At 70.2% G+C, this 18,869-nt stretch carries 17 protein-coding genes and 2 pseudogenes; 7 read left to right on the top strand and 12 right to left on the bottom strand.

Annotated features, from left to right (window positions below):
* Positions 1-176 precede the first annotated feature (176 nt).
* A complete protein-coding gene (locus ACFVXA_RS36925; protein ID WP_390028413.1) occupies positions 177-1,391 on the bottom strand; it encodes an RNA-guided endonuclease InsQ/TnpB family protein in 1,215 nt (404 codons plus the stop codon).
* 51 nt (positions 1,392-1,442) lie between these two features.
* Here ACFVXA_RS36925 and tnpA point away from each other — a divergent pair, with 51 nt between their 5' ends.
* Positions 1,443-1,871 (top strand): IS200/IS605 family transposase, encoded by a 429-nt coding sequence (gene tnpA, locus ACFVXA_RS36930; protein ID WP_390028414.1) that lies wholly within the window; start codon positions 1,443-1,445, stop codon positions 1,869-1,871.
* A gap of 461 nt (positions 1,872-2,332) precedes the next feature.
* Here tnpA and ACFVXA_RS36935 read toward each other — a convergent pair whose 3' ends face one another.
* The 6 genes from ACFVXA_RS36935 to ACFVXA_RS36960 all read right to left on the bottom strand — a co-directional run bounded on the left by ACFVXA_RS36935 (position 2,333) and on the right by ACFVXA_RS36960 (position 9,103).
* Positions 2,333-3,061 (bottom strand): GntR family transcriptional regulator, encoded by a 729-nt coding sequence (locus tag ACFVXA_RS36935; RefSeq protein ID WP_384023384.1) that lies wholly within the window; start codon positions 3,059-3,061, stop codon positions 2,333-2,335.
* A 38-nt stretch (positions 3,062-3,099) separates the two neighbouring features.
* On the bottom strand, positions 3,100-4,713 hold the full coding sequence (locus ACFVXA_RS36940; protein WP_390028415.1) for a sugar ABC transporter ATP-binding protein: 1,614 nt from the start codon (positions 4,711-4,713) through the stop codon (positions 3,100-3,102).
* The gene (locus tag ACFVXA_RS36945) at positions 4,710-5,795 is read right to left on the bottom strand and encodes an ABC transporter permease (protein ID WP_362033067.1); all 1,086 of its coding nucleotides are present in this window, start codon (positions 5,793-5,795) and stop codon (positions 4,710-4,712) included. The genes ACFVXA_RS36940 and ACFVXA_RS36945 overlap by 4 nt, the downstream gene beginning before the upstream one ends.
* On the bottom strand, positions 5,792-6,865 hold the full coding sequence (locus ACFVXA_RS36950; RefSeq protein ID WP_390028417.1) for an ABC transporter permease: 1,074 nt from the start codon (positions 6,863-6,865) through the stop codon (positions 5,792-5,794). Before ACFVXA_RS36950 ends, ACFVXA_RS36945 begins: the two co-directional genes overlap by 4 nt.
* Positions 6,862-7,950: a mandelate racemase/muconate lactonizing enzyme family protein gene (locus tag ACFVXA_RS36955; protein ID WP_390028419.1), complete on the bottom strand. Its 1,089-nt coding sequence runs from the start codon at positions 7,948-7,950 to the stop codon at positions 6,862-6,864. The genes ACFVXA_RS36950 and ACFVXA_RS36955 overlap by 4 nt, the downstream gene beginning before the upstream one ends.
* A gap of 82 nt (positions 7,951-8,032) precedes the next feature.
* Positions 8,033-9,103, bottom strand: coding sequence for a sugar ABC transporter substrate-binding protein (locus tag ACFVXA_RS36960; protein WP_389470732.1), 1,071 nt, complete (start codon positions 9,101-9,103; stop codon positions 8,033-8,035).
* A gap of 734 nt (positions 9,104-9,837) precedes the next feature.
* Between ACFVXA_RS36960 and ACFVXA_RS36965 the strand changes: the two genes are divergently transcribed.
* Entirely contained in the window at positions 9,838-10,290 is a 453-nt protein-coding gene (locus ACFVXA_RS36965; protein ID WP_383909514.1) for an ANTAR domain-containing protein, read from the top strand.
* Positions 10,291-10,351: 61 nt separating this feature from the next.
* Here ACFVXA_RS36965 and ACFVXA_RS36970 read toward each other — a convergent pair whose 3' ends face one another.
* Positions 10,352-11,413: a YihY/virulence factor BrkB family protein gene (locus tag ACFVXA_RS36970; protein ID WP_383909517.1), complete on the bottom strand. Its 1,062-nt coding sequence runs from the start codon at positions 11,411-11,413 to the stop codon at positions 10,352-10,354.
* 643 nt (positions 11,414-12,056) lie between these two features.
* On the opposite strand from ACFVXA_RS36970, the gene ACFVXA_RS36975 reads away from it, so the two are divergent.
* Both ACFVXA_RS36975 and ACFVXA_RS36980 read left to right on the top strand, forming a co-directional pair.
* A complete protein-coding gene (locus ACFVXA_RS36975) occupies positions 12,057-12,437 on the top strand; it encodes a hypothetical protein (protein WP_390028420.1) in 381 nt (126 codons plus the stop codon).
* A gap of 87 nt (positions 12,438-12,524) precedes the next feature.
* A complete protein-coding gene (locus ACFVXA_RS36980; RefSeq protein WP_383909523.1) occupies positions 12,525-13,208 on the top strand; it encodes a DUF6766 family protein in 684 nt (227 codons plus the stop codon).
* 31 nt (positions 13,209-13,239) lie between these two features.
* Here ACFVXA_RS36980 and ACFVXA_RS36985 read toward each other — a convergent pair.
* Together ACFVXA_RS36985 and ACFVXA_RS36990 are read right to left on the bottom strand one after the other, a co-directional pair.
* Positions 13,240-13,443, bottom strand: a pseudogene (locus ACFVXA_RS36985) (hypothetical protein); the annotation flags it as partial.
* Between the two features lie 177 nt (positions 13,444-13,620).
* Complete coding sequence (locus ACFVXA_RS36990) at positions 13,621-13,794, bottom strand: hypothetical protein (protein WP_362033087.1); 174 nt, start codon at positions 13,792-13,794, stop codon at positions 13,621-13,623.
* 266 nt (positions 13,795-14,060) lie between these two features.
* Between ACFVXA_RS36990 and ACFVXA_RS36995 the strand changes: the two genes are divergently transcribed.
* Positions 14,061-15,251, top strand: coding sequence for an alcohol dehydrogenase catalytic domain-containing protein (locus ACFVXA_RS36995; protein ID WP_383909525.1), 1,191 nt, complete (start codon positions 14,061-14,063; stop codon positions 15,249-15,251).
* 89 nt (positions 15,252-15,340) lie between these two features.
* Here the strand turns inward: ACFVXA_RS36995 and ACFVXA_RS37000 are convergent.
* Positions 15,341-15,699 (bottom strand): annotated as a pseudogene (locus ACFVXA_RS37000) (Ppx/GppA family phosphatase); the annotation flags it as partial.
* 158 nt (positions 15,700-15,857) lie between these two features.
* On the opposite strand from ACFVXA_RS37000, the gene ACFVXA_RS37005 reads away from it, so the two are divergent.
* Entirely contained in the window at positions 15,858-17,336 is a 1,479-nt protein-coding gene (locus ACFVXA_RS37005; RefSeq protein WP_390028421.1) for an aminotransferase class I/II-fold pyridoxal phosphate-dependent enzyme, read from the top strand.
* 93 nt (positions 17,337-17,429) lie between these two features.
* Positions 17,430-18,092, top strand: coding sequence for a HemK2/MTQ2 family protein methyltransferase (locus ACFVXA_RS37010; RefSeq protein ID WP_390028422.1), 663 nt, complete (start codon positions 17,430-17,432; stop codon positions 18,090-18,092).
* 101 nt (positions 18,093-18,193) lie between these two features.
* Here the strand turns inward: ACFVXA_RS37010 and ACFVXA_RS37015 are convergent, their stop codons facing one another.
* Complete coding sequence (locus ACFVXA_RS37015; RefSeq protein WP_390028423.1) at positions 18,194-18,565, bottom strand: DUF6479 family protein; 372 nt, start codon at positions 18,563-18,565, stop codon at positions 18,194-18,196.
* Between the last annotated feature and the right edge of the window lie 304 nt (positions 18,566-18,869).

The following is an 18,869-nucleotide window of genomic DNA, read 5'->3' on the forward strand; positions in this document are numbered from 1 at the left end:
GACCGTGCTCCCCTCGGCGAGTGACGACGGCCGCAGGTGGTGCGTGTGGACGAACACGTGGTGGTGGTACGGCGGACTGGCGCCCCAGCAGGGCCGTCCAGGACTCGTCCTGCCACGGCCCGCGCTGCGGCCCGAAACATGTGACTCCTCCCCCTCGTGAACGAGGGGGCTTCTCGCTATGCCGGTTGGGCTTCGCGACGGACCAGCCCGGCCCGTAGAACGTTGAGCGCGGCCACGGTGTCAGCGTGCGCCTGGTGGTCGCAGTTCTGACAGTGGAACTTCGACTGTGTGGGCCGGTTCTCCGCTGCGACGTGCCCGCATTCGGGGCAGGTGCGGGAGGTGTTGCGGGGGTCCACGGCGATCACTTCCCGTCCGGCGCTTTCAGCCTTGGCGTGCAGGATCGTCAGGAACACCCCCCATCCGGCATCGGAGATCGAGTGGTTGAGTCCGGCCTTGGAGGCGGCCCCGTTGGGCAGGAAGCTGCCCGGGGTCGTGCGGTGGGGCTTCGGGGCGGGAGCCTTGACCATATTGCGGATCTTGAGGTCTTCGTGCGCGATGAAGTCGTGTTCGCGCACGAGGTTGAGGGCGGTTTTGTGTGCGTGGTCGAGGCGTCGGCGCCGGACCTTGCGGTGCAGGTCGGCGACCTTCTGAACGGCCCGTTGGTGGTTCTTGGTGCGCTTGTCGCGGCGCACCCGGGGAAAGCGGGACAGTGCCCGCTGTGCGGCTTCGAGTTTCGCGGCGGCGCGGCGGCTGTGGCGCGGGTTGGGCGCGAACTCGCCGCCTGAGTCGGCAAGGAAGTTGGCTATGCCCATGTCGATGCCGACCACGCTGCCGGTCGCGGGCAGCGGCTCCGGCTGGGACTGCTCGGCGGTCAGGATCACGTACCAGCGCTTGCCTTCGCGCTTGACGGAGACGGTCTTGACCTTGCCGACCACGGGCCGGTGCTGGTTGACCTTGACGTGCCCGACGGCTTGGAAGCGGACACGGGTGACCGGGTCGTGCGGGGTGGAGTCCCAGCGGCAGCCGTCGCCGTCCTTGGAGAAGTCGACGGTGTCGAACCAGTTGATGCCCCGGAAACGGGGGTAGCCCGGCGTCTCGCCGGACTTGACCCGGCGGAAGAACGCGGCGAACGCCTTGTCCAGGCGGCGCAACGTCGCCTGCTGCGACGAGAACGACCAGCGACCCTGACGTTCCGGGTCGAACGCCCGGATGGCCTTGAGCTGCGCGGACTGCTGCCCGTACTTGACGCTCGTCTTCGAGGCGTGCCGGTAGGCCTCGCGGCGTTCCTGCAAGGCTCCGTTGTAGAGCGAGCAGTGATCCCGCAGCATCTCGCCGAGCGTGGCCGTCTGGCGAACGGTGGGCCGCATGAGGAACGTGTACGCACGGATCATCCGGCCCACCCCCTTCCTGGTCAGCTTCACAGAAGATACTGCGCTTGGCGTATGTCACCGCGCTGGGAACCAAACCCTGATATCCGTACCGGACGCCACGTCGCCCACCACCTGCACGCTCACTTGGTGTTCATCACCAAATACCGGCGCGATGTCTTCGATGACGCCATGCTCAAGCGCTGCGAAGAGATCATGCGGGAGGTCTGCACCAGCTTCGAAGTGGAACTGCGCGAGTTCAATGGCGAAGCCGACCACGTCCACCTGCTCGTGCACTACCCGCCGAAGATCGCCCTGTCCAAGCTGATCAACAGCCTCAAGGGCGTCAGCTCCCGCTACCTGCGGGCCGAATACACCGGCCGGATAAACCGCATTGCGATGGGCTCGGTGTTCTGGTCGCGCTCCTACTTCGCCGGCTCCTGCGGCGGTGCACCGCTGACCGTGATCCGTCAGTACATCGAGGGCCAGAAGCAGCCTGTCTGACCGTCAAAACAGAGACGGAGCGAACTCCGGCGCTGCGCGCCTCCGGGACGAGGATGCGTTTCCCTCCCCGGCTGAAGCCCGGGATACCCACGCAAGATCAGGGATGGCGGCCCACGACGGTGGCGCCGATGTGCTCCTCACGGCGTTCGACCCGGTCGGCGTCGATTCCCGTCCTGCCGTCGGCGGTCCTGGGTCGCGGCGGACAGCCATGCCCGCAAGCCCTCGGTCCCGTCGCCGAAGGGTGCGTCCAGGCGCTGGTCCGTGCCGGCGGCGAAGCTGTCGAGGGAGACGGTGAGGCGGTGTACACGCAGCCCGGGCAGGGGGTGTCCCCGGCTCGGGGTTCCCGCTCTCACCTCTGCGTCGAACGGGAAGCGGCAGGACCGCCGGCTGGCCCGAGCAATGCAGGAAATCTTCTCGGGCCCTGTCCCCCGACGGCCACGGCGAGGTTCTTCGGGCCCCGGTCAGACGCCGTCGCGGAAGCAGTGCAGCTGGCGTTCGAGGCTGCTCCGCAGGTGCTCCCGCATGGCCTGTGCGGCTCGGTCGGAGTTGCGCCGGAGGAGGGCACGCAGGATCCGCTCGTGCTCCGCCACCGTGGCCGGACCGGCACCGGTGATGGCGCTGAGGCGGAAGATGTGGAGGTGGGCGTGGAGACGCTCGACGGCGTCCGCAAGCAGAACGCGCCCCGACGCCGTGGCCAGCGTGTCGTGGAACTGCTGGTCGAGGGCGGCGAACCGGCCGTACAGCGCGTAGCTGTCGCCCTCTTCCGGCTCATTCCTCATCTGCTCCATGAGCTCTTCCACATGGTCCAGTTGGGCCTCGGTGGCCCGCTCGGCCGCCAGCGCCACGGCGTGCGGTTCGAGGAGCATCCGCATCTCGAAGAGCTCCTCGATGCCCTCGACCGTGAGGAGATCCGTGGCGCGGTATCCGGCGAGGGAGCGCTTGGTGACCAGGCCGTCCGCCTCCAGCCGGGCGAGCGCCTCACGTACGGGCGTCGGTGACACCTCAAGCGCACGCGCGAGGGCCTCGATACCCACGCGGGCACCGGGCTTGATCTGGTGGTCCATCACCATCGCCTTGATGGCCTCGTACACACTGTCGGCAAGGACCTGGCGCTGCGGGAGGGCTCGGGGCGGTGTGACGTCGTCAAAGGCCGCGTCCGGCACTCCGCCGTGAGGCTTCTCCGACAGCATGGCCTGCCTCCCCTTTGAGCCGTCCGGACGATGTGGCTCTACGAATCGTATAGGTTTTCCACCGGTTTCCTCCTACGGATCATGGCTTCATGTGCCCGCCCCACCTGCGAGTTGTCACCAGAAGGGTGCGGTACCTCCCCTGCTCCGTGGATGAGGCGGATGACCTGGCCGCTCATCCTCTCGTAGTCGTGCTCGTTCCCGACCTCGCCACGGATGCGGTGGTCCGCCATGACGACGATGCGATCGGCCAGTGTCACCATCTCGCCGAGGTCACTGCTGATCAGCAGGATGGGCAGACCGTCGCGGGCGAGGTCCCAGATCAGTTCGTGGAAGGCATGCTTGGTGCGGACGTCGACGCCGACGGTCGGTTCGTCGACGACGAGCAGCCGGGTCTTCACCGCCAGCCACTTGGCGAGACTCACCTTCTGCTGATTGCCGCCGGACAGTTCGCCGGCGTTCTGTTCCAGCGAGGCGACACGGATGCCGAGCCGTGCCACGAGATCGTCGGCGACGTCTCTCTCCTGCTGGTCGCAGACGTACCCGAGGGCCCGCGCGAGTCTCTTCCACACCGTGACGGTGAGGTTCCGCAGGATCGGCTGCTCGAGGAAGACGCCTTCCTCCTTGCGGTTCTCGGTGAGATAGCCGATGCCGTACTCGTGCAGTGCCTGCCGTGGTGAGGAGATCCGCGCGGTCTGGCCGTGTACGCGGACCTCGCCCGCCGTGACACGCTCGAGCCCGAGGCCGAGGACGGCTTTGACCAGTTCGCTGCGGCCGGCGCCGACGAGGCCGTACAGCCCGACGATCTCCCCGGGGCGCACGTCGAGACCGATGTCGCGGTGACCGGCCGAGGTGGCCACGCCGGTGAGGGAGAGCGCGGGCACGGCGGACGCGTCCACCGTGCGCGGGGAGAGTACGGTCGCCGCATGGCTGCGGCCCACCATCAGAGTCACGATCTCGTCGTGCGTGTGCTCGGCGAGCGGGGCCGACTCCAGTACGCAGTGGCCGTCGCGCAGCACGGTGACGGTGTCGCAGACCGCGAAGACCTCCTCCAGCTTGTGGCTGACGAAGACGACGCAGGTGCCCCGGTCCGTCAGCCGCCGGATCACGTCGAAGAGCCGTTCGGCCTCCTGCGGGGAGAGGGAGGCGGTCGGCTCGTCCAGCAGCAGGACCCGGCTGTCGGTGTGCAGCGCCTTGGCGATCTCGACCAACTGCTGCTGGGCGACGGAGAGTTCACTGACCGGGGTGTGCGGGTTCAGGTCGAGTCCGACATCCCGCAGGCAGCGCTCGACCGGGCCGGTCATGGCCGCGCGGTCGATGAGGCCACGGCGTGACGGCGGCTTGTGGAGCGTGATGTTCTCCGCCACGGAGAACGCGGGAATGAGATTGCGCTCCTGGTGCACCACCCCGATGCCGGCGCGTGTCGCGTCCAGTGGGTTCCGCAGGTGCGCCTCGCTGCCACCCAGCAGCAGACGGCCGCCGTCCGGCGCGTGGACGCCGGTCAGGACCTTGATCAGTGTCGACTTGCCGGCACCGTTCTCACCGAGCAGCGCGTGCACGGTTCCCGCCGTCAGGCGCAGAGCCACCTCGTCCAGGGCGCGTACGCCGGGAAAGACCTTGACGATGTTCTCGCACTCGAGCAGTACGTCGTTCACGGGGCTCCCCCTGTGCTCGGCAGGGTGTGGGCGGGCGCCGGCCGGTTGCCGGGGGGCGTGGGCGGTCTCTCGTCGTCGGTCCTGCTCGCGAGGCCGAGGTGGGTCCGGTGGAGGCGGCCACCGACCACCGTGGCGAGTACGACGACGCCGATGAGGAAGTTGACCCAGCTGGGGTCGAGCGAGAACTCGGCGCGTGCGCTGTCGATGAGCCGCATGACGAAGGCGGCCAGTACGGTCCCCAGAACGGCCACCGACCCTCCCGTCAGGGCCACTCCGCCGATGATGGGGGCGGCGAAGCTGGGCAGCAGCCAGTCGCCGCCGACACTGCGGTTGACTCCGGGCAGCGAGGCGGTGGCGATCAGCGCGGCCACCCCGACGAGAAGGCCGGACAGGGTGTGCGCCAGGACGATCTGGCGGTCGGTGGAAATGCCCGAGAGCCGCGCGGCCAGCGGGTTCCCGCCCGCCGCGAGGAGCCGCCTTCCGGCGATGCCCCGGTGCATGAACAGGGCGAGGAGGGCGGCCACGGCCAGCGCCGTGACGAAGACGAGCGGCACGTTGAGGGGAGCGGCCGTCCCCAGGTCGCGCAGGGTGGCGGAGTAGCCGTCGACGGTGCGTGTACCGGCCAGCCGGTACTGCGCCCCCAGCAGGATGGTCATGGTGCCGAGCGTGACGATGAAGCCGTTGATGCGGGTGGCCACGATGAACAGACCCGTGAGCGCGCCGATCGCCGTGGCGGCCAGCACGCCGATCGCCACGGCCAGGGCCGCCGGCAGGCCGGCGTCGGCCATGAGAACACCCATGGCGCAGGCGGTGGATCCGCCGAGCGCGCCGACCGCGAGGTTGAGCTGTCCGACGCACAGGGCGACCATCTGGGCCAGGCCGATGAGAATGGGCGTCGCCAGATACTGCAGGAACGTCCGGACCGAGTTGCCCTCGAAGAACGAGCCTCCCGACGCCGCCCCCAGACCGATGTACCCGGCCACGACGACGCCGAGCAGGGTGAGGGAGGTGGAGCGGGACAAACGGCGCAGCGCTGGGACCACATCGGCCGCCCAGGGACGGGGAGTTGTGGGGGTCGTCATGTCGAGCGCACCACCTTTCGGTAGCTGACGAGGTGGCGCACCCGGTCGGCGGACAGGGCCAGCAGCAGGACGCAGCCGAGGTAGATGTTGAGGCTCTCCAGGCCCACGCCGAGGAGGTCGAGGCCCTTGCGGATGACGCCGACCAGCGAGGTGCCCAGCAGGGCGCCGATGACCGAGACGACGCCACCGGTGAGCAGGGTGCCGCCGAGGACGGCTCCGAGGAACGACGGGAGCATGAAGTCGTCGCCGATGGAGGCACGGAACGTGCCCGTGCTGACGGCGGCCATGAACCCGGCGAGGGCGGCCAGCAGACCCGACAGCGTGTGCGCCGTGATGACCCGGCGTGCGGTGGGGATGCCCGACAGTTCCGCGGCGGCCGGATTGGCGCCCGTCAGCAGGAGTTCCCTGCCGGTACGGGTGTAGCGGTAGAGGAAGCCGAGGCCGAGCACGGCCAGGACGGTGAACTGCGCCAGTTGCGGGATCGCCGGTGAGCCGCAGACGGGACCGACGCAGATGTCGGCGAGCGAGTACTGGCGTAGCTCCCCCACGCCGGCCGGTGTCCGGGTGAAGGCCGCGTTCTCCGTGAGCGAGGAGTACAGCAGGGAGACGAGCCCAAGGAGTGCGAAGTCCATGGCGAGGGTCACGACGAAGGAGCTCACCTGGGTGCGGGCGATGATCCATCCGGTCAGTGCGCCGATCAGCGCACCCGCCAGCAGACAGACCAACAGGCCGGCGGCCAGCGGGAGTCCGAACCGGTCGTAGCCGAGTCCGGCGAACAGGGCACCGAAGGAGGCCATGCGGCCCACGGCCAGGTTCATGTGCCCGACGGACAGGACGACCATCTGGGCCAGGGCCACCACGGTCAGTGTCGAGATGTCACGCAGCAGCGGGAAGAGGACGAGTCTCGCGTCGAAGAAGGCCGGGCGCAGCAGGCCGAAGACGATGACGAGCGCGACGACGAGGCCGAACAGGCCCAGTTGCTGGGGGGCCAAAAGACGCCGGCGCGGAGCAGGGCGCTGTGCCGCGGGTGGCTGCCCGGTCTCCGCCGGGGGCGATGATGCCGTGGTCACGCCACCCTCCGGTCTTCGATCGCGTCATGGTCCCAGTCGATGCCGATCCCCGGCTCGTCCGGGGCCACGGCGTGCCCGTCGCGCACCGTCAGTTCGGTGCGGGTGACGGCCCTCAGCTGCGGGATGTGCTCGACGTAGCTGCCGTTGGGCACCGCGGCCGCCAGGCTGACGTGCAGTTCCATCAGGAAGTGCGGGCAGACCATGACGTTGTACGCCTCCGCCAGGTGGGCGACCTTCAGCCAGGGGGTGATGCCGCCGACGCGGGCCGCGTCGACCTGCACCACGGAGGCGGCGCCGGCCTCCAGATACTGGCGGAACTGGCCCAGCGAGTAGAGGGTCTCCCCCACGGCGATCGGTATGTTGGTCGCGCGGGCCAGCCGTGCGTGACCGCTCACGTCGTCCGCCGGCATCGGCTCCTCGAACCAGAACGGCCCATGGGGTTCGAGCGCCGAGGCCAGTCGCACCGCCGACGACAGCGTCTGGGACTGGTTGGCGTCCGTCATGATGCGCAGCGTGGGGCCGACCGCCTCGCGCACCGCGCGCAGCCGCTCCACGTCCTCGGCCGGGTGCGGCTTGCCCACCTTGATCTTGACGCCGGCCCACCCGGAGTCGCGGGCCGCGAGGGCCGACTTCACCAGCTCGTCGGTGCTCAGATGCAGCCAGCCGCCTTCGGTGTCGTACAGCGGAATCTCCTGGCGATGGCCGCCCGCCAGCCGCCACAACGGCTCGTCCGCGCGCTTGCATCTCAGGTCCCACAGGGCGGTGTCGACGGCGGCGAGGGCGAGCGAGGTGACGGCTCCGACGGCGGTCGCCCGCGTCAGGGCGAACAGCCGCTGCCACAGGGCCTCGACGTTCCGGGCGTCCTGACCGGTCAGGGAGGGAAGCAGATGGTCGCGCAGGAGCGCCAGCACGGAGGAGCCGCCGGTGCCGATCGTGTAGCTGTACCCCATGCCGGCCAGGCCGTCGTCGGTGGCGAGGTCGACGAATATCGTCTCCTGCTTGATGAATGTCTGGACCGCGTCGGTGCGGTTCTGCTCCACCGCGACATCGGCCAGCCGGGCCGTGGCGGTCGTGATGATGGTCATGACGGTGTCCGCTTCTCCGTGGTCAAGGGCCCTGGTCAAGGGCGTGGGCGGCAGACCGGCAGAGCCGGTGGTGTGGGCCCGGTCAGCCGCAGTTGAGGAGCTTGTCGGCGAACTGCTTCTTGAGGTCGGCGCTCTTGCGCCGCCTCTCCTTGTCGTAGTCGGCGACATTCGCCTTGGTGACCACGAAGGAGCCGGAGTCCACGATCACCCCGGGGTCGCGCATCACGCACTGCTTGCTCTGCAGCAGAGCGAGCGCCCACGTGCCCACGTCCGCCTGGCCCACCGGGTTCTGTACGACCGTGGCGCTGACGGAGCCGTCCTTGATGGAGCCGATGATCTTGGCGTCGTCGTCGATGGCCACGACCTTCGCCGACGATCGAGAACGTCTCACCCCGTCCGCGGCGGCGACCGCGGGGTTGTAGGCCGTGGTGACGATGCCCTGGATCTCCTTGCCCTTGGCGGCCAGCAGGTCGGACACCGCTTTCTGCGCGGTCTGCAGGTCCTTGTCGATGTCGGTGACCGTCTGCAGGAGTTTCACCTTGCCCTTGGTCTCCTTCACCGCCTTGGCCACGCCCTTGATCCGCAACTGGGTGTTGGCGTCCACGTTGTTGCCGGTCAGGTGGACCAGCGTGCCCTTGCCGCCCATGGCGTCGATGGCGGCGCGGGTGGCGCGGTAGGCCGCGAGTTCGACGTTCGTGGACAGACAGAAGTCGGCCTTGTTCACCTTGCCGGCCGGGCACGAGCCCAGGGAGGCCACCGCGAACCCCTGCGACTTGAGGTCGAAGAAGGTGCTGTTGATGTCGGTCGGCGAGACGCCGAAGACACCGAAGGCGTTGTAGCCGCGCGCCGCGAGTGTGGAGAGCAGGTTGTTCTGCTTCTGCTGATCCCACTCGGCGGTCTCGTCGAACGTCACTCCCCCGAGGCCGTACTCGCTCCGCGCTGCGGCTCCCGTCACCTTCCACTGCTGGAAGTACGGGTGGGCGCCGCCCGGGACGAGCGCCACCTTGACGCCGGAACCGTCGGCCGGCTCGGCCGTCCCGTTCCCCGTGCCCTGCCCGGGAGCCGCGTTCCCGCCGGCCGGCTCCCCCGAGTTCTTCAAGGTGCACGCAGTCAGACCGCCGGTGAGCACCACCACGGCGACAGCACTGGACAAGAGGGGCCTGATCCGGAGGTACGGCACCACAACTCCCCTGAATTCAATAGGATATTTGCGGGGAGATGCTGCGCGAGGCGCCGTCCTGCGTCAAGACATCTGACAAAAACAGGAGCCGGAAGCGACGGATCGTCCCTGTTACGCCACGTCCTGCGCTCGCTCGCCCTGCGGTCCGCCGTCCCGGCGTGAGCGCCGCAGCGTCCGCCTCCGGATCAGAAGCCCTAACAATCCCATAGGAAATCTGAGAATCGGTTGGTTCCACGGAGGCGGCACGGACCCGGGCGGAGACAGCCCGGATCCGCGGACGGAAGGGGAAGCCGGGCGCGGGCCGCCGCGGTCGAACCCCTCTGGCGCAGGGGCGCGCCGGCCCGGTGGAGGCTTTCGAGGGCAGCGGCCCCGGGACTCCTTCCGGAGTCCCGGGTTCCGCGTCCGTCCCACGTATCACGCGGGGGCTATGCCGTGTCGGCCGCCTTGTTCAGGACCATCAGAGTGCGGAGTGCGGCGGGCAGACTGCTCCCCGGGGTCCACGTGCTCGTACGGGCGGCTGCCGGGGCTGCCGCACGCTTCGGCCCGGCCTGGTGATCTACGTCTCGCGTCGTACTGGGGAGAACTCAATTCGACGAACTCCGGGCAGAGAGCCGGAGGCGGGAAGGAATCGTTGAGACAAGGAGGCAGGGGTGACTCGCAGTGCCGGCGGATCAGAGCCATCGTCTGAGGATTCGGCGCAGGAGCGTGTGGAGGAGCTGCAGGATGAGAACGCTCAGCTTCACGAAGCGATCCGCTCGCACGCCGTGGTGGACCAGGCGATCGGCGTCGTCCTTGCCCTAGGACGGCTGACGCCGGATCAGGGCTGGGAGGTCCTGAGAGCGGTCTCCCAGCACACGAACATCAAGCTGCGGCACGTAGCGGAACTGATCGTCGAATGGGCGCGGACGGGAGACCTGTGCGCCGGCATCCGCTCAGAGCTGGAACGGCGGATCGCGCAGTGCACCCCGCCCGGCACACCGGCACCCGAGCACACCGGCTCAGCATCCGCACGCGCCCTGCCGCCGCCCGCCACAGGGTGGTGTGCTCGGCCCTCTCCTGCACCGCCGGCGCGATCTGCCGCACCCAGCGCCGCCCCGGCGCGATCGCCCGCCTCGCCAGCCGCCGATCCCGGTCCCGCAGGCCCGCCGTCACTCCCATGACCAGCCGGCTTCCCGTCGATCCCCCTCACACCGATACCGCGGCCGGCGGTGATCCACCACCTCAGGATTCGAGGCGGCGATGGTCCTCCTCATCCCACTTCCGGGTGTCGCGCGGCTGCACGTACGGCTCGTCCCCGGCCGGATGGCCCCCGGCGACGGCGCGCTGGCGGGCCAGCTCCGCATCGAACTCCAGGCCGAGCAGGATCGCCAGGTTGGTGATCCACAGCCACACCAGGAAGACGATCACGCCCGCGAGCGTTCCGTAGGTCTTGTTGTACGAGGCGAAGTTCGCCACGTACAGCGCGAACCCGGCGGAGGCGATCATCCAGATCAGCAGTGCCAGGAAGCTGCCCGGGGTGATCCAGCGGAAACCGCGGACCTTCGCGTTCGGGGTCGCCCAGTACAGGACCGCGATCATGACCGTGACCAGGACCACCAGCACCGGCCACTTCCCGATCGACCACACCGTCAACGCGGTGTCGCCCAGCCCGAGCGCCGTGCCCACTTCCCGCGCAAGGCCGCCGGCGAACACGACGATCAGCGAACTGATCACGGCCATGACCATCAGAACCACGGTCACGCCGACCCGCACCGGCAGCACCTTCCACACCGGACGGCCCTCGGGGATGTCGTAGACCGCGTTGGCGCTGCGGATGAACGCGGCGACATAGCCGGACGCCGACCACACCGCCAGCACCAGACCGGCAATGGCCATGAGGGAGCCGAGCCCGGCGTTGCCCTGCATCTGCTGCACCGCGTTGCGCAGGACGTCCTGCGCCGCGCCCGGGGCGAGCTTCTGGATGTTGTCCAGCACCGCCTTCGTCGCCGACTGGCCGACGATTCCCAGCAGGGATACGAGTGCCAGCAGCGCGGGGAACAGCGCCAGGATCCCGTAGTACGTCAGCGCCGCGGCCCGGTCGCCCAGCTCGTCCTTCTTGAACTCTTTCAGGGTGCCTTTGAGCACCATCCCCCAGGAGCGCCTGGGCAGGTCCGTCGGACTGTCCGGCGCACGCCCCTCCACCTGCTCATCCGGCCCGGCGTGCGGGGCCTGCACGGTCTCGGCCTCTCGGGCGGCCCCGGCATGCCCGCCGCGCCGCCCGTGCCATTTCCCTGTCCGACCCATTCCGCACGGGTATCCGGTCCAGCGCCACCCATACGCGAATTTGCGGCATACGGACTTTCTTTCTCCTCTCAGCCTTCCGCGCCGGTGGCGCCGCGGCCGCTCCCACCGGCTTCGACTCGCTCGGTGGGTGTCTCGACGCTGGTGTGGCACTTGATGTGCCAGGGAGTGGACTCGTGGGGCGATACGGGCGGCTCGGCGGGGCGGTGTGGCAGCCGTGCAGGCGGCGCGGCGGGCACGGGCGGAGCCGGGCCGCGAGCGGGACCCGGTGGCACGGGCGGGCAAGGCGGCCCGCGCCGCGTGGCGGTGGCGGGCTGGTGGCCCGCGCCGCGTGGCAGGTGGCGGGCTGGTGGCCCGCGCCGCGTGGCGGTGGGCGGGCTGGTGGCCTGCGGCTCCGCTGGCATTCGGGGCGCCCTGGGTGGCGGTCATGCGGGTGGACGACGGTGTACCGGTCGATCGCGCACGGTCAGCAGCTCGCGGCGAACGCGACGGGCCCGTGACCCGACGTCATATAGCCCGAACGCTCTGCGCTCGCCCGGCACACGGCGCGGCTGCCGTCGGTGACCATGGCCACCGCATCAGCATGGTCCGTCAGCCCTGACCCACAAGTGGAGGTTCCTTGTCGCACTGGAGGAGTACGGCCCTGATGGCAGTCGTCTGCGCTGGCTGCCTGACCGGCTGCAGCACGCTCGGCGAACGGGAAGCGGCTGCGTCCCGGGCGGCCCTGCGCTTCGAGGAGAGCGTCCGGCAGGCTGACGGCACACGCGCCTGCGCGGCGCTGGCCCCCGAAACCCGGCAGGAGCTCGAGGAGTCCGCGAAGATGCCCTGCGCCAAAGCCCTCTTCGAAGAGCAGCTGTCCCACGCGGCGGCAGTGCGTGGGGTCCAGGTCTACGGGCAGCAGGCACGGGTGGTCCTCAACACCGACACCCTGTTCCTGTCAGCCTTCCCGGCCGGTTGGAAGATCACCGCGGCAGGCTGTGTGCCACGCCCCCACCAGCCGTATCAGTGCCAGGTCAAAGGGGGGTGACCAGAGGATGCGCACCCTGTTCACGCTGCTGCTCCTGACGGTTGGCGCCGGTCTCAGCTACTTCACCGCCATTGGACTGATGCAGCGATGAGCCGCCTGGCACAGTTCCTGAAACACAACGGCCTCACCCTGGCCTTCGGCACCGGCTTCCTGCTCACCCTCGCCGGCCAGGCCGTGTCCGGACACGCCAACTTCAACAACCAGCTCGTCATCGACGGGCTGCACCCGATCGGCTTCCTCCAATACCTCACGACCTCCGACTTCGCCGTGGACGTCACCGAGAACTGGCAGTCGGAATACCTGCAGTTCTTCCTCTACATCTTCGGCACCGTCTGGCTGCTCCAACACGGTTCGCCCGAGTCCAAGCAACTCCACAAGGCCGGTGTGGAAAGCGACCGTGAACAGAAGGTCGGCGACCACGCCGGCCCCTCCTCACCCCGCTGGGCAGCCGACAAGGGATGGCGGCAGACGCTGTACTCGCGCTCCCTGGGCCTCGTCATGGCCACCATCTTCGTGTGGTCGTGGCTGGCCCAGTCCATCACCGGCGCAGCCGCCTACAACGAGGAACACCTGCGCCAACTCCAGGCACCCGTCTCCTGGCCGCAGTACCTGGGCTCCGCCGACTTCTGGAACCGCACCCTGCAGAACTGGCAGTCCGAGCTCCTGGCCGTCGCCTCGATGGCCATCCTCTCGGTCTACCTGCGCCAACGTGGATCCCCCGAATCCAAGCCCGTCGGCGCCGCCCACACCTCCACCGGAGTTGAGGGCTGAGGTCCACCAGCACCTGGCAGGCGTCACCCGCCTCGTCCGCCGCCTCGCAGATGCCGTCGCGGCCAGGCATCAGGAGCGACTGGCACAAAGGCACCGGCACCAGGTCGAGTTCGGCCCTGAGTACGGTCACCAGCGTGCCCTCGCTGCCCACCGGCGTCCGCCACGTCGAAGCCGTTCTCCGGCAGCGATCCAGGTTGCCGCCAAAGACGCGGCGCAGGATCTCCGGAAAGCCGCGCCATGCCTTCATGCCGCCCAGGAGCACCCGCCCCGTGCCCGCCGGCCCGACGGGGGCGGACCGAGTCGGACATACGTGGGGCCGAAGAGACCCTCGGTTCTCTTCGGCCCCGCGTTCCCTGTTCCCCTTGTTCCCCTTCGGGTTTCCCTCGCGGGTCACCCTTTGGCCTCACGCCGGTCAGTCCTCACCCCTGACGATGTTCCACTCGGCGGCCCTACCCGCCGCCTGCGCGGTGTCGCCGTCGATGACGCTCGCCACACACGTGCGCACGTTCCCGCGCCGACGGCGCGCCTTCGCCCAGCCCGTCTCGGGTCGGCGGATGGTGCCCTGCTTCCTGACGTCCGCGGTCACGGCGCTTCATCTTCCTTCTGCGTACGGTTTCACTCGGCGCCGGCACGCTCTCTGCAAGGCCCGCCGTTGCCGTCTGTCGGTTCCCGGGCGAGTCCCCCTCGGGCACCTCGGCAAACCCGGGCGTGCCGCCGGTCGGCCCCGTCGGCCGTTGACGGCAACGGCGTCGCCCGTCCGTCTTTTAGCCGTAGGTGCTGGGTACTCGGGGCCCATGACCTCGCCGGTGCGTCGCGCGCTCGGCACCCACCCAGAGGAAGGGAGCGTCCGCTATGAGGGCGGTGACCTGGCAGGGACGGCGGCACGTGAGCGTGGACTCCGTTCCGGACCCGACGATCAAGGAACCGACGGACGCGGTCGTTCGCATCACCTCGACCGGCCTGTGCGGATCCGACCTGCACCTGTACGAGGTGTTCACGCCTTTCATGACCCCCGGCGACATCCTCGGGCACGAGCCCATGGGCGTGGTGGAGGAGACAGGAGCGGACGTGGCGGACCTGCGGCCCGGGGACCGCGTGGTGGTGCCCTTCCAGATCGCCTGCGGGCACTGCTGGATGTGCGACTCGGGTCTGCCGACCCAGTGCGAGACCACCCAGGTCACCGACCAGGGTATGGGCGCGGCGCTCTTCGGCTACACCAAGCTGTACGGAGCGGTGCCGGGCGCGCAGGCCGAGTACCTGAGAGTGCCCCAGGCCCAGTACGGACCCATCAAGGTGCCCGAGGGACCGGCGGACGACCGCTTCGTCTACCTGTCCGACGTGCTGCCCACCGCGTGGCAGGCCGTGCAGTACGCCGACGTCCCGCCCGGCGGTACGGTCGCCGTCCTCGGTCTCGGCCCCATCGGGGACATGGCCTGCCGTATCGCCCTGCAGCGGGGCGCCCGCGCCGTCTTCGGCGTCGATCTCGTCGCCACACGGTTGAGCCGGGCGCGGGACCGTGGCGTCGAGGTGTTCGACCTGTCGGATTTCGACGGCGGCAAGGAGCTCGTACGGGCCGTCCGGGACCGCACGGACGGGCGCGGGCCCGACAGCGTGATCGACGCAGTGGGCGCGGAGGCGCATGGCAGTCCGCTGGGGCGGATGGCGCAGCAGGCGACCGGCTTCCTGCCCCGCGGTGTGGCGGCCCGGCTCGCCGAGAAGGCCGGGACGGACCGGCTGGCGGCGCTGCGCACGGCCATCGACCTGGTCCGGCGGGGCGGGACGATCTCAGTCAGCGGCGTCTACGGCGGCGCGGCCGATCCGCTGCCTTTGCTGACCATGTTCGACAAACAGATCCAGCTCAGGATGGGGCAGGCCAACGTACGCCGCTGGGTGGACGACCTGCTGCCACTGCTCACGGACGACGACCCGCTCGGCGTGGACGACTTCGCCACCCACCATCTGCCGCTGGAGGACGCCCCGCACGCGTACGAGATCTTCCAGCGCAAGGAGGACGACGCGGTGAAGATCCTCATGCGTCCGTGACGTCCCCCGCCGCCGCTCGCGTCGCCGATCGCGTCGCCGATCGCGTCCGGCCCGCCGGCGCGGCCGGCCCGGACGCGTTCCGCCTCGGATCAGCTCGGCTGCGTCGCGATGCGCAGCGCCACCGCGCCCACGGGCGCGGCCTCGTCCCTCTGCCCGGCGGCCTCCGTCCACCACGCCCCACCGTCCTCGAAGTGCCGCAGGAGCACGCGCCCGGCAACAGGGCGCGCTCGGCCGCCGGACGCGCGGCGAGCCTCTCCAGGCAGGCGCGCAGGTTCCCACGTGCCACCTCACGCGGCACGAACGGCCCTGCGCGCCCGGGGGCCGCACCGCACAGCGGGGCCCGTTGCGGAAAGGTCCGCGAGGTCGCCACCGCCGTACGCGGCCCTTCCCGGCGGATCCGCGCGGCCCCGTCCCGCAGCTGATGGCGGACCCTGCGGCGCAGCGCCTTCGCTGCTCGGGCGGCGGTCCTGGCCGTCGAAGAACTCCCGGGTCCGGCAGCGGTACGCCGCCCTCGGCGTCCGACGCAACCAACCGAACCGTGGGCGGCCGGGGCCGGTCGGCGGGCTTGCCTGATTGGCCCCCGGGGGGCGCGGGAACTCGTGTGCCATGTCTGTCGATCACACGCGAGCACCCGTACTGGAAGCCCTGGCGGAGCACCGAAAGCTGGGCCGTCTCTCCTTCACCCCGCCCGGCCACAAACAGGCCCGGGGCGCCGACCCGGAGGTGCGGGAGGTGCTGGGTGACGCCGTCTTCCACGGCGACCTGTTGGCCTCCGGGGGCCTCGACGATCGTCGGATGAAGGGACAGGTGCTGGAGCGGGCCGAAGAGCTGATGGCCGACGCGGTGCACGCCGAGCACACGTTCTTCACCACGTGCGGCAGTTCCCTGTCGGTCAAGTCGGCCATGCTGGCCACGGCGGGCCCGCACGAGGAACTGCTCGTCGGCCGGGACGCCCACAAGTCCGTCGTCTCGGGCCTGATCCTGTCCGGGATCCGCCCGGTGTGGGTGGAGCCCCGCTGGGACGCCGAACGTCATCTGGCGCACCCTCCGTCGGCCGAGGACTACGAGAAGGCCTTCGCCGCCCACCCCGACGCCAGGGGCGCCCTGGTCACCAGTCCGACCCCGTATGGAGGCTGCGCCGATCTGCGGGGCATCGCTGACGTCTGTCACCGCCGCTCCCGGCCGCTGATCGTGGACGAGGCGTGGGGTGCGCATCTGCCGTTCCATCCCAATCTGCCGTCCTGGGCGATGGACGCGGGCGCCGACATCTGTGTGACGAGCATCCACAAGATGGGCAGCGGTCTGGAGCAGGGATCCGTCTTCCACCTCCAGGGCGACCTGATCGACCCGGCGGTGCTGAAATCCCGGTCGGACCTGCTCGGCACCACCAGCCCGTCCGTGCTCCTCTACGCCGGTCTCGACGGCTGGCGACGGCAGATGGCCCTGCACGGCCGGGCCCTCCTGGGGGCCGCTCTGGAGCTGGCGGCCGACGTACGGGCCGCGATCGAGGAGATCGACGGACTCCATGTGAACGACGCCACCGACTTCTGCGGTCCGCAGGCGGCCGACGACTTCGATCCGCTGCCCGTCGTCATCGATGTCAGCGGCCTCGGCACCACGGGCTACCGGGCGGCGGACTGGCTGCGCGAGCACAAGGCCGTGGACGTGCACCTGGCCGACCACCGCCGGATCAGCACCCAGCTCACCCACGCCGACGAACGGGAGACGACCAGCCGGCTCCTGTTCGCGTTGCAGGATCTGGCGCGCGCCGCGCCGCAACTGCGGCCGGCGCCACGGGTGGACCTCCCCTCCCCCACCGCGCTGCGGCTGGCGCAGATCGACCTGCCCCGCGACGCGTACTTCGGGCCCACGGCGGATGTCCCGGTCGCGGAGGCCGAAGGACGCATCGCGGCGGAGATGCTCACCCCGTACCCGCCGGGCATTCCGGCGGTCCTTCCCGGCCAGCGCCTCACCGAGCCGGTCCTGCGCTATCTGCGCACCGGGGTGGCCGCCGGCATGAACCTCCCGGACGCCGCGGACCCCGGCCTCGCCACGGTGCGGGTCGTCGATGAACCAGGCGGCTGAGACCGCGTGCCGAGCACGGTTTCCTGGGGCGCTCAAGGCACAGGGACCGGCCGCCATATACCGGTCCGAAGATGGAGGAATCGGAGGTGTCTCATGGGAATGCCGACGCTTCCCCTGCTGGCACCCCCGGGTGTCTACACACCCCAGTACGACACCGACCTCCTGTCCCGCGCGCCGCGCCGCGAGGAGGTCGGTCCCGCGACCGAGGTCCTCGACCTCGGGACGGGCAGCGGAGCGCTCGCGGGGCGGGCGGCGGAGCCTGGAGCCAGGGTGAGCGCCGTCGACATCGCCTGGCGGGCCGTGTTCACCGCCCGCCTGAACGCGCTGCTGTCCCGTCGGCGGGTCACGGTACGCCACGGGGACCTGACCGCGGCGGTCCCCGGATACTCGTACGACCTCGTGGTCAGCAACCCGCCGTACGTGCCGTCCCCGGCCGATCGCCTCCCGCGCCGGGGACCGGAGCGGTCCTGGGACGCAGGACACGACGGCCGCGCGTTCGTAGACCGGATCTGCGACACGGCACCCTGGGTTCTGCGCCCCCGCGGCGTCCTGCTGATCGTGCACTCCGCCCTGTGCGGGACAGAGTCCACACTGAGCCGCCTCGCCGCGGCGGGGCTGCCCGCCTCGGCCGTCGACCGCGCCTTCGTCCCGTTCGGGCCGGTGCTGCGCGAGCGCCGGACCTGGCTGCGCCGACAGGGACCGCTGACCGACGAGAACACGGAAGAGCTGGTGGTCATCCGTGCCGAACACTCCTGAGCGTCCCCCTCGCGTCACCAAGGGGGCCGATCGCAGTGGGGTCGAGTGCCGTAAGGGTGCCTCGAAGCTCACGTCGTACGGCGCAGGTGCTGTCGGGAGGCTCACGTCCTGCCGGACCCGCCACCGCCGAACGAACCGCTCGATCCGCGGCTCCAGCGTCGCCGCTGCTGGTTGTCGGCGCGTCTGCTGCCGGAAGCGTGGAGTTCGTACGGGGTGAGCGGCTGGCTCTCGTCCGAGGCTCGGGGCACCTCGTCCGGCTCCCGCATCTGCCGGGTCTCGTGTACCGGCCCGGACTCGGGCAGCTCGGGATGCTCGGGCGTGCGGGGCGGCCCGGGCTCGCGCGTGCGGGGCGGTCCGGGCTCGCGCCGCCGCACTCTGATGCCCAGCCGGACCGCCCACACAAGGGCGCCGGCGATGACGAGGCCGCCGACGAAAGCGCCGATGGTGCCCAGCGCCGCGGTCGAAGCGGCCATTTCATAGTGTGTCGTGTTCATTTTTGGCGAGTACCCCGCTCCGGCGATCCGCCCCTCACTGCGCTTCCCCCCGTCGGTGGGCGCCAGGCCGGTGACCCTCGTGCGCACCTGCGCCCTCCAAGAGCTCGACGAGGCGGGGGCTGATCGAGTCACCGCGCGCTTGCGGGTCGTCCTGGACTCGCAGGAGAGCCGCACCGACAACGTGACGGCGACGGCGGAGAGTACGGTGGCGTGCCGGTGCGGAAGCCCTTGGCGGTGACGTCCGTACTCGAGTTCTCCCGCAGGCAGGCGTTGAGGTCCTCCG

Source organism: Streptomyces sp. NPDC058246, assembly GCF_042881985.1.
Lineage (GTDB): Bacteria > Actinomycetota > Actinomycetes > Streptomycetales > Streptomycetaceae > Streptomyces.

Bases quoted from the DNA above. Each gene is read 5' to 3' on its own strand.
- ACFVXA_RS37005 (WP_390028421.1), top strand. From the start codon at position 15,858: ATGTCTGTCGATCACACGCGAGCACCCGTACTGGAAGCCCTGGCGGAG.
- ACFVXA_RS36945 (WP_362033067.1), bottom strand. From the start codon at position 5,795: ATGACGACCCCCACAACTCCCCGTCCCTGGGCGGCCGATGTGGTCCCA.
- ACFVXA_RS36925 (WP_390028413.1), bottom strand. From the start codon at position 1,391: ATGATCCGTGCGTACACGTTCCTCATGCGGCCCACCGTTCGCCAGACG.
- ACFVXA_RS36970 (WP_383909517.1), bottom strand. From the start codon at position 11,413: ATGGGTCGGACAGGGAAATGGCACGGGCGGCGCGGCGGGCATGCCGGG.
- ACFVXA_RS36935 (WP_384023384.1), bottom strand. From the start codon at position 3,061: ATGCTGTCGGAGAAGCCTCACGGCGGAGTGCCGGACGCGGCCTTTGAC.
- ACFVXA_RS36955 (WP_390028419.1), bottom strand. From the start codon at position 7,950: ATGACCATCATCACGACCGCCACGGCCCGGCTGGCCGATGTCGCGGTG.
- tnpA (WP_390028414.1), top strand. From the start codon at position 1,443: ATGTCACCGCGCTGGGAACCAAACCCTGATATCCGTACCGGACGCCAC.
- ACFVXA_RS37010 (WP_390028422.1), top strand. From the start codon at position 17,430: ATGGGAATGCCGACGCTTCCCCTGCTGGCACCCCCGGGTGTCTACACA.
- ACFVXA_RS37015 (WP_390028423.1), bottom strand. From the start codon at position 18,565: ATGGCCGCTTCGACCGCGGCGCTGGGCACCATCGGCGCTTTCGTCGGC.
- ACFVXA_RS36995 (WP_383909525.1), top strand. From the start codon at position 14,061: ATGAGGGCGGTGACCTGGCAGGGACGGCGGCACGTGAGCGTGGACTCC.
- ACFVXA_RS36980 (WP_383909523.1), top strand. From the start codon at position 12,525: ATGAGCCGCCTGGCACAGTTCCTGAAACACAACGGCCTCACCCTGGCC.
- ACFVXA_RS36975 (WP_390028420.1), top strand. From the start codon at position 12,057: ATGGCAGTCGTCTGCGCTGGCTGCCTGACCGGCTGCAGCACGCTCGGC.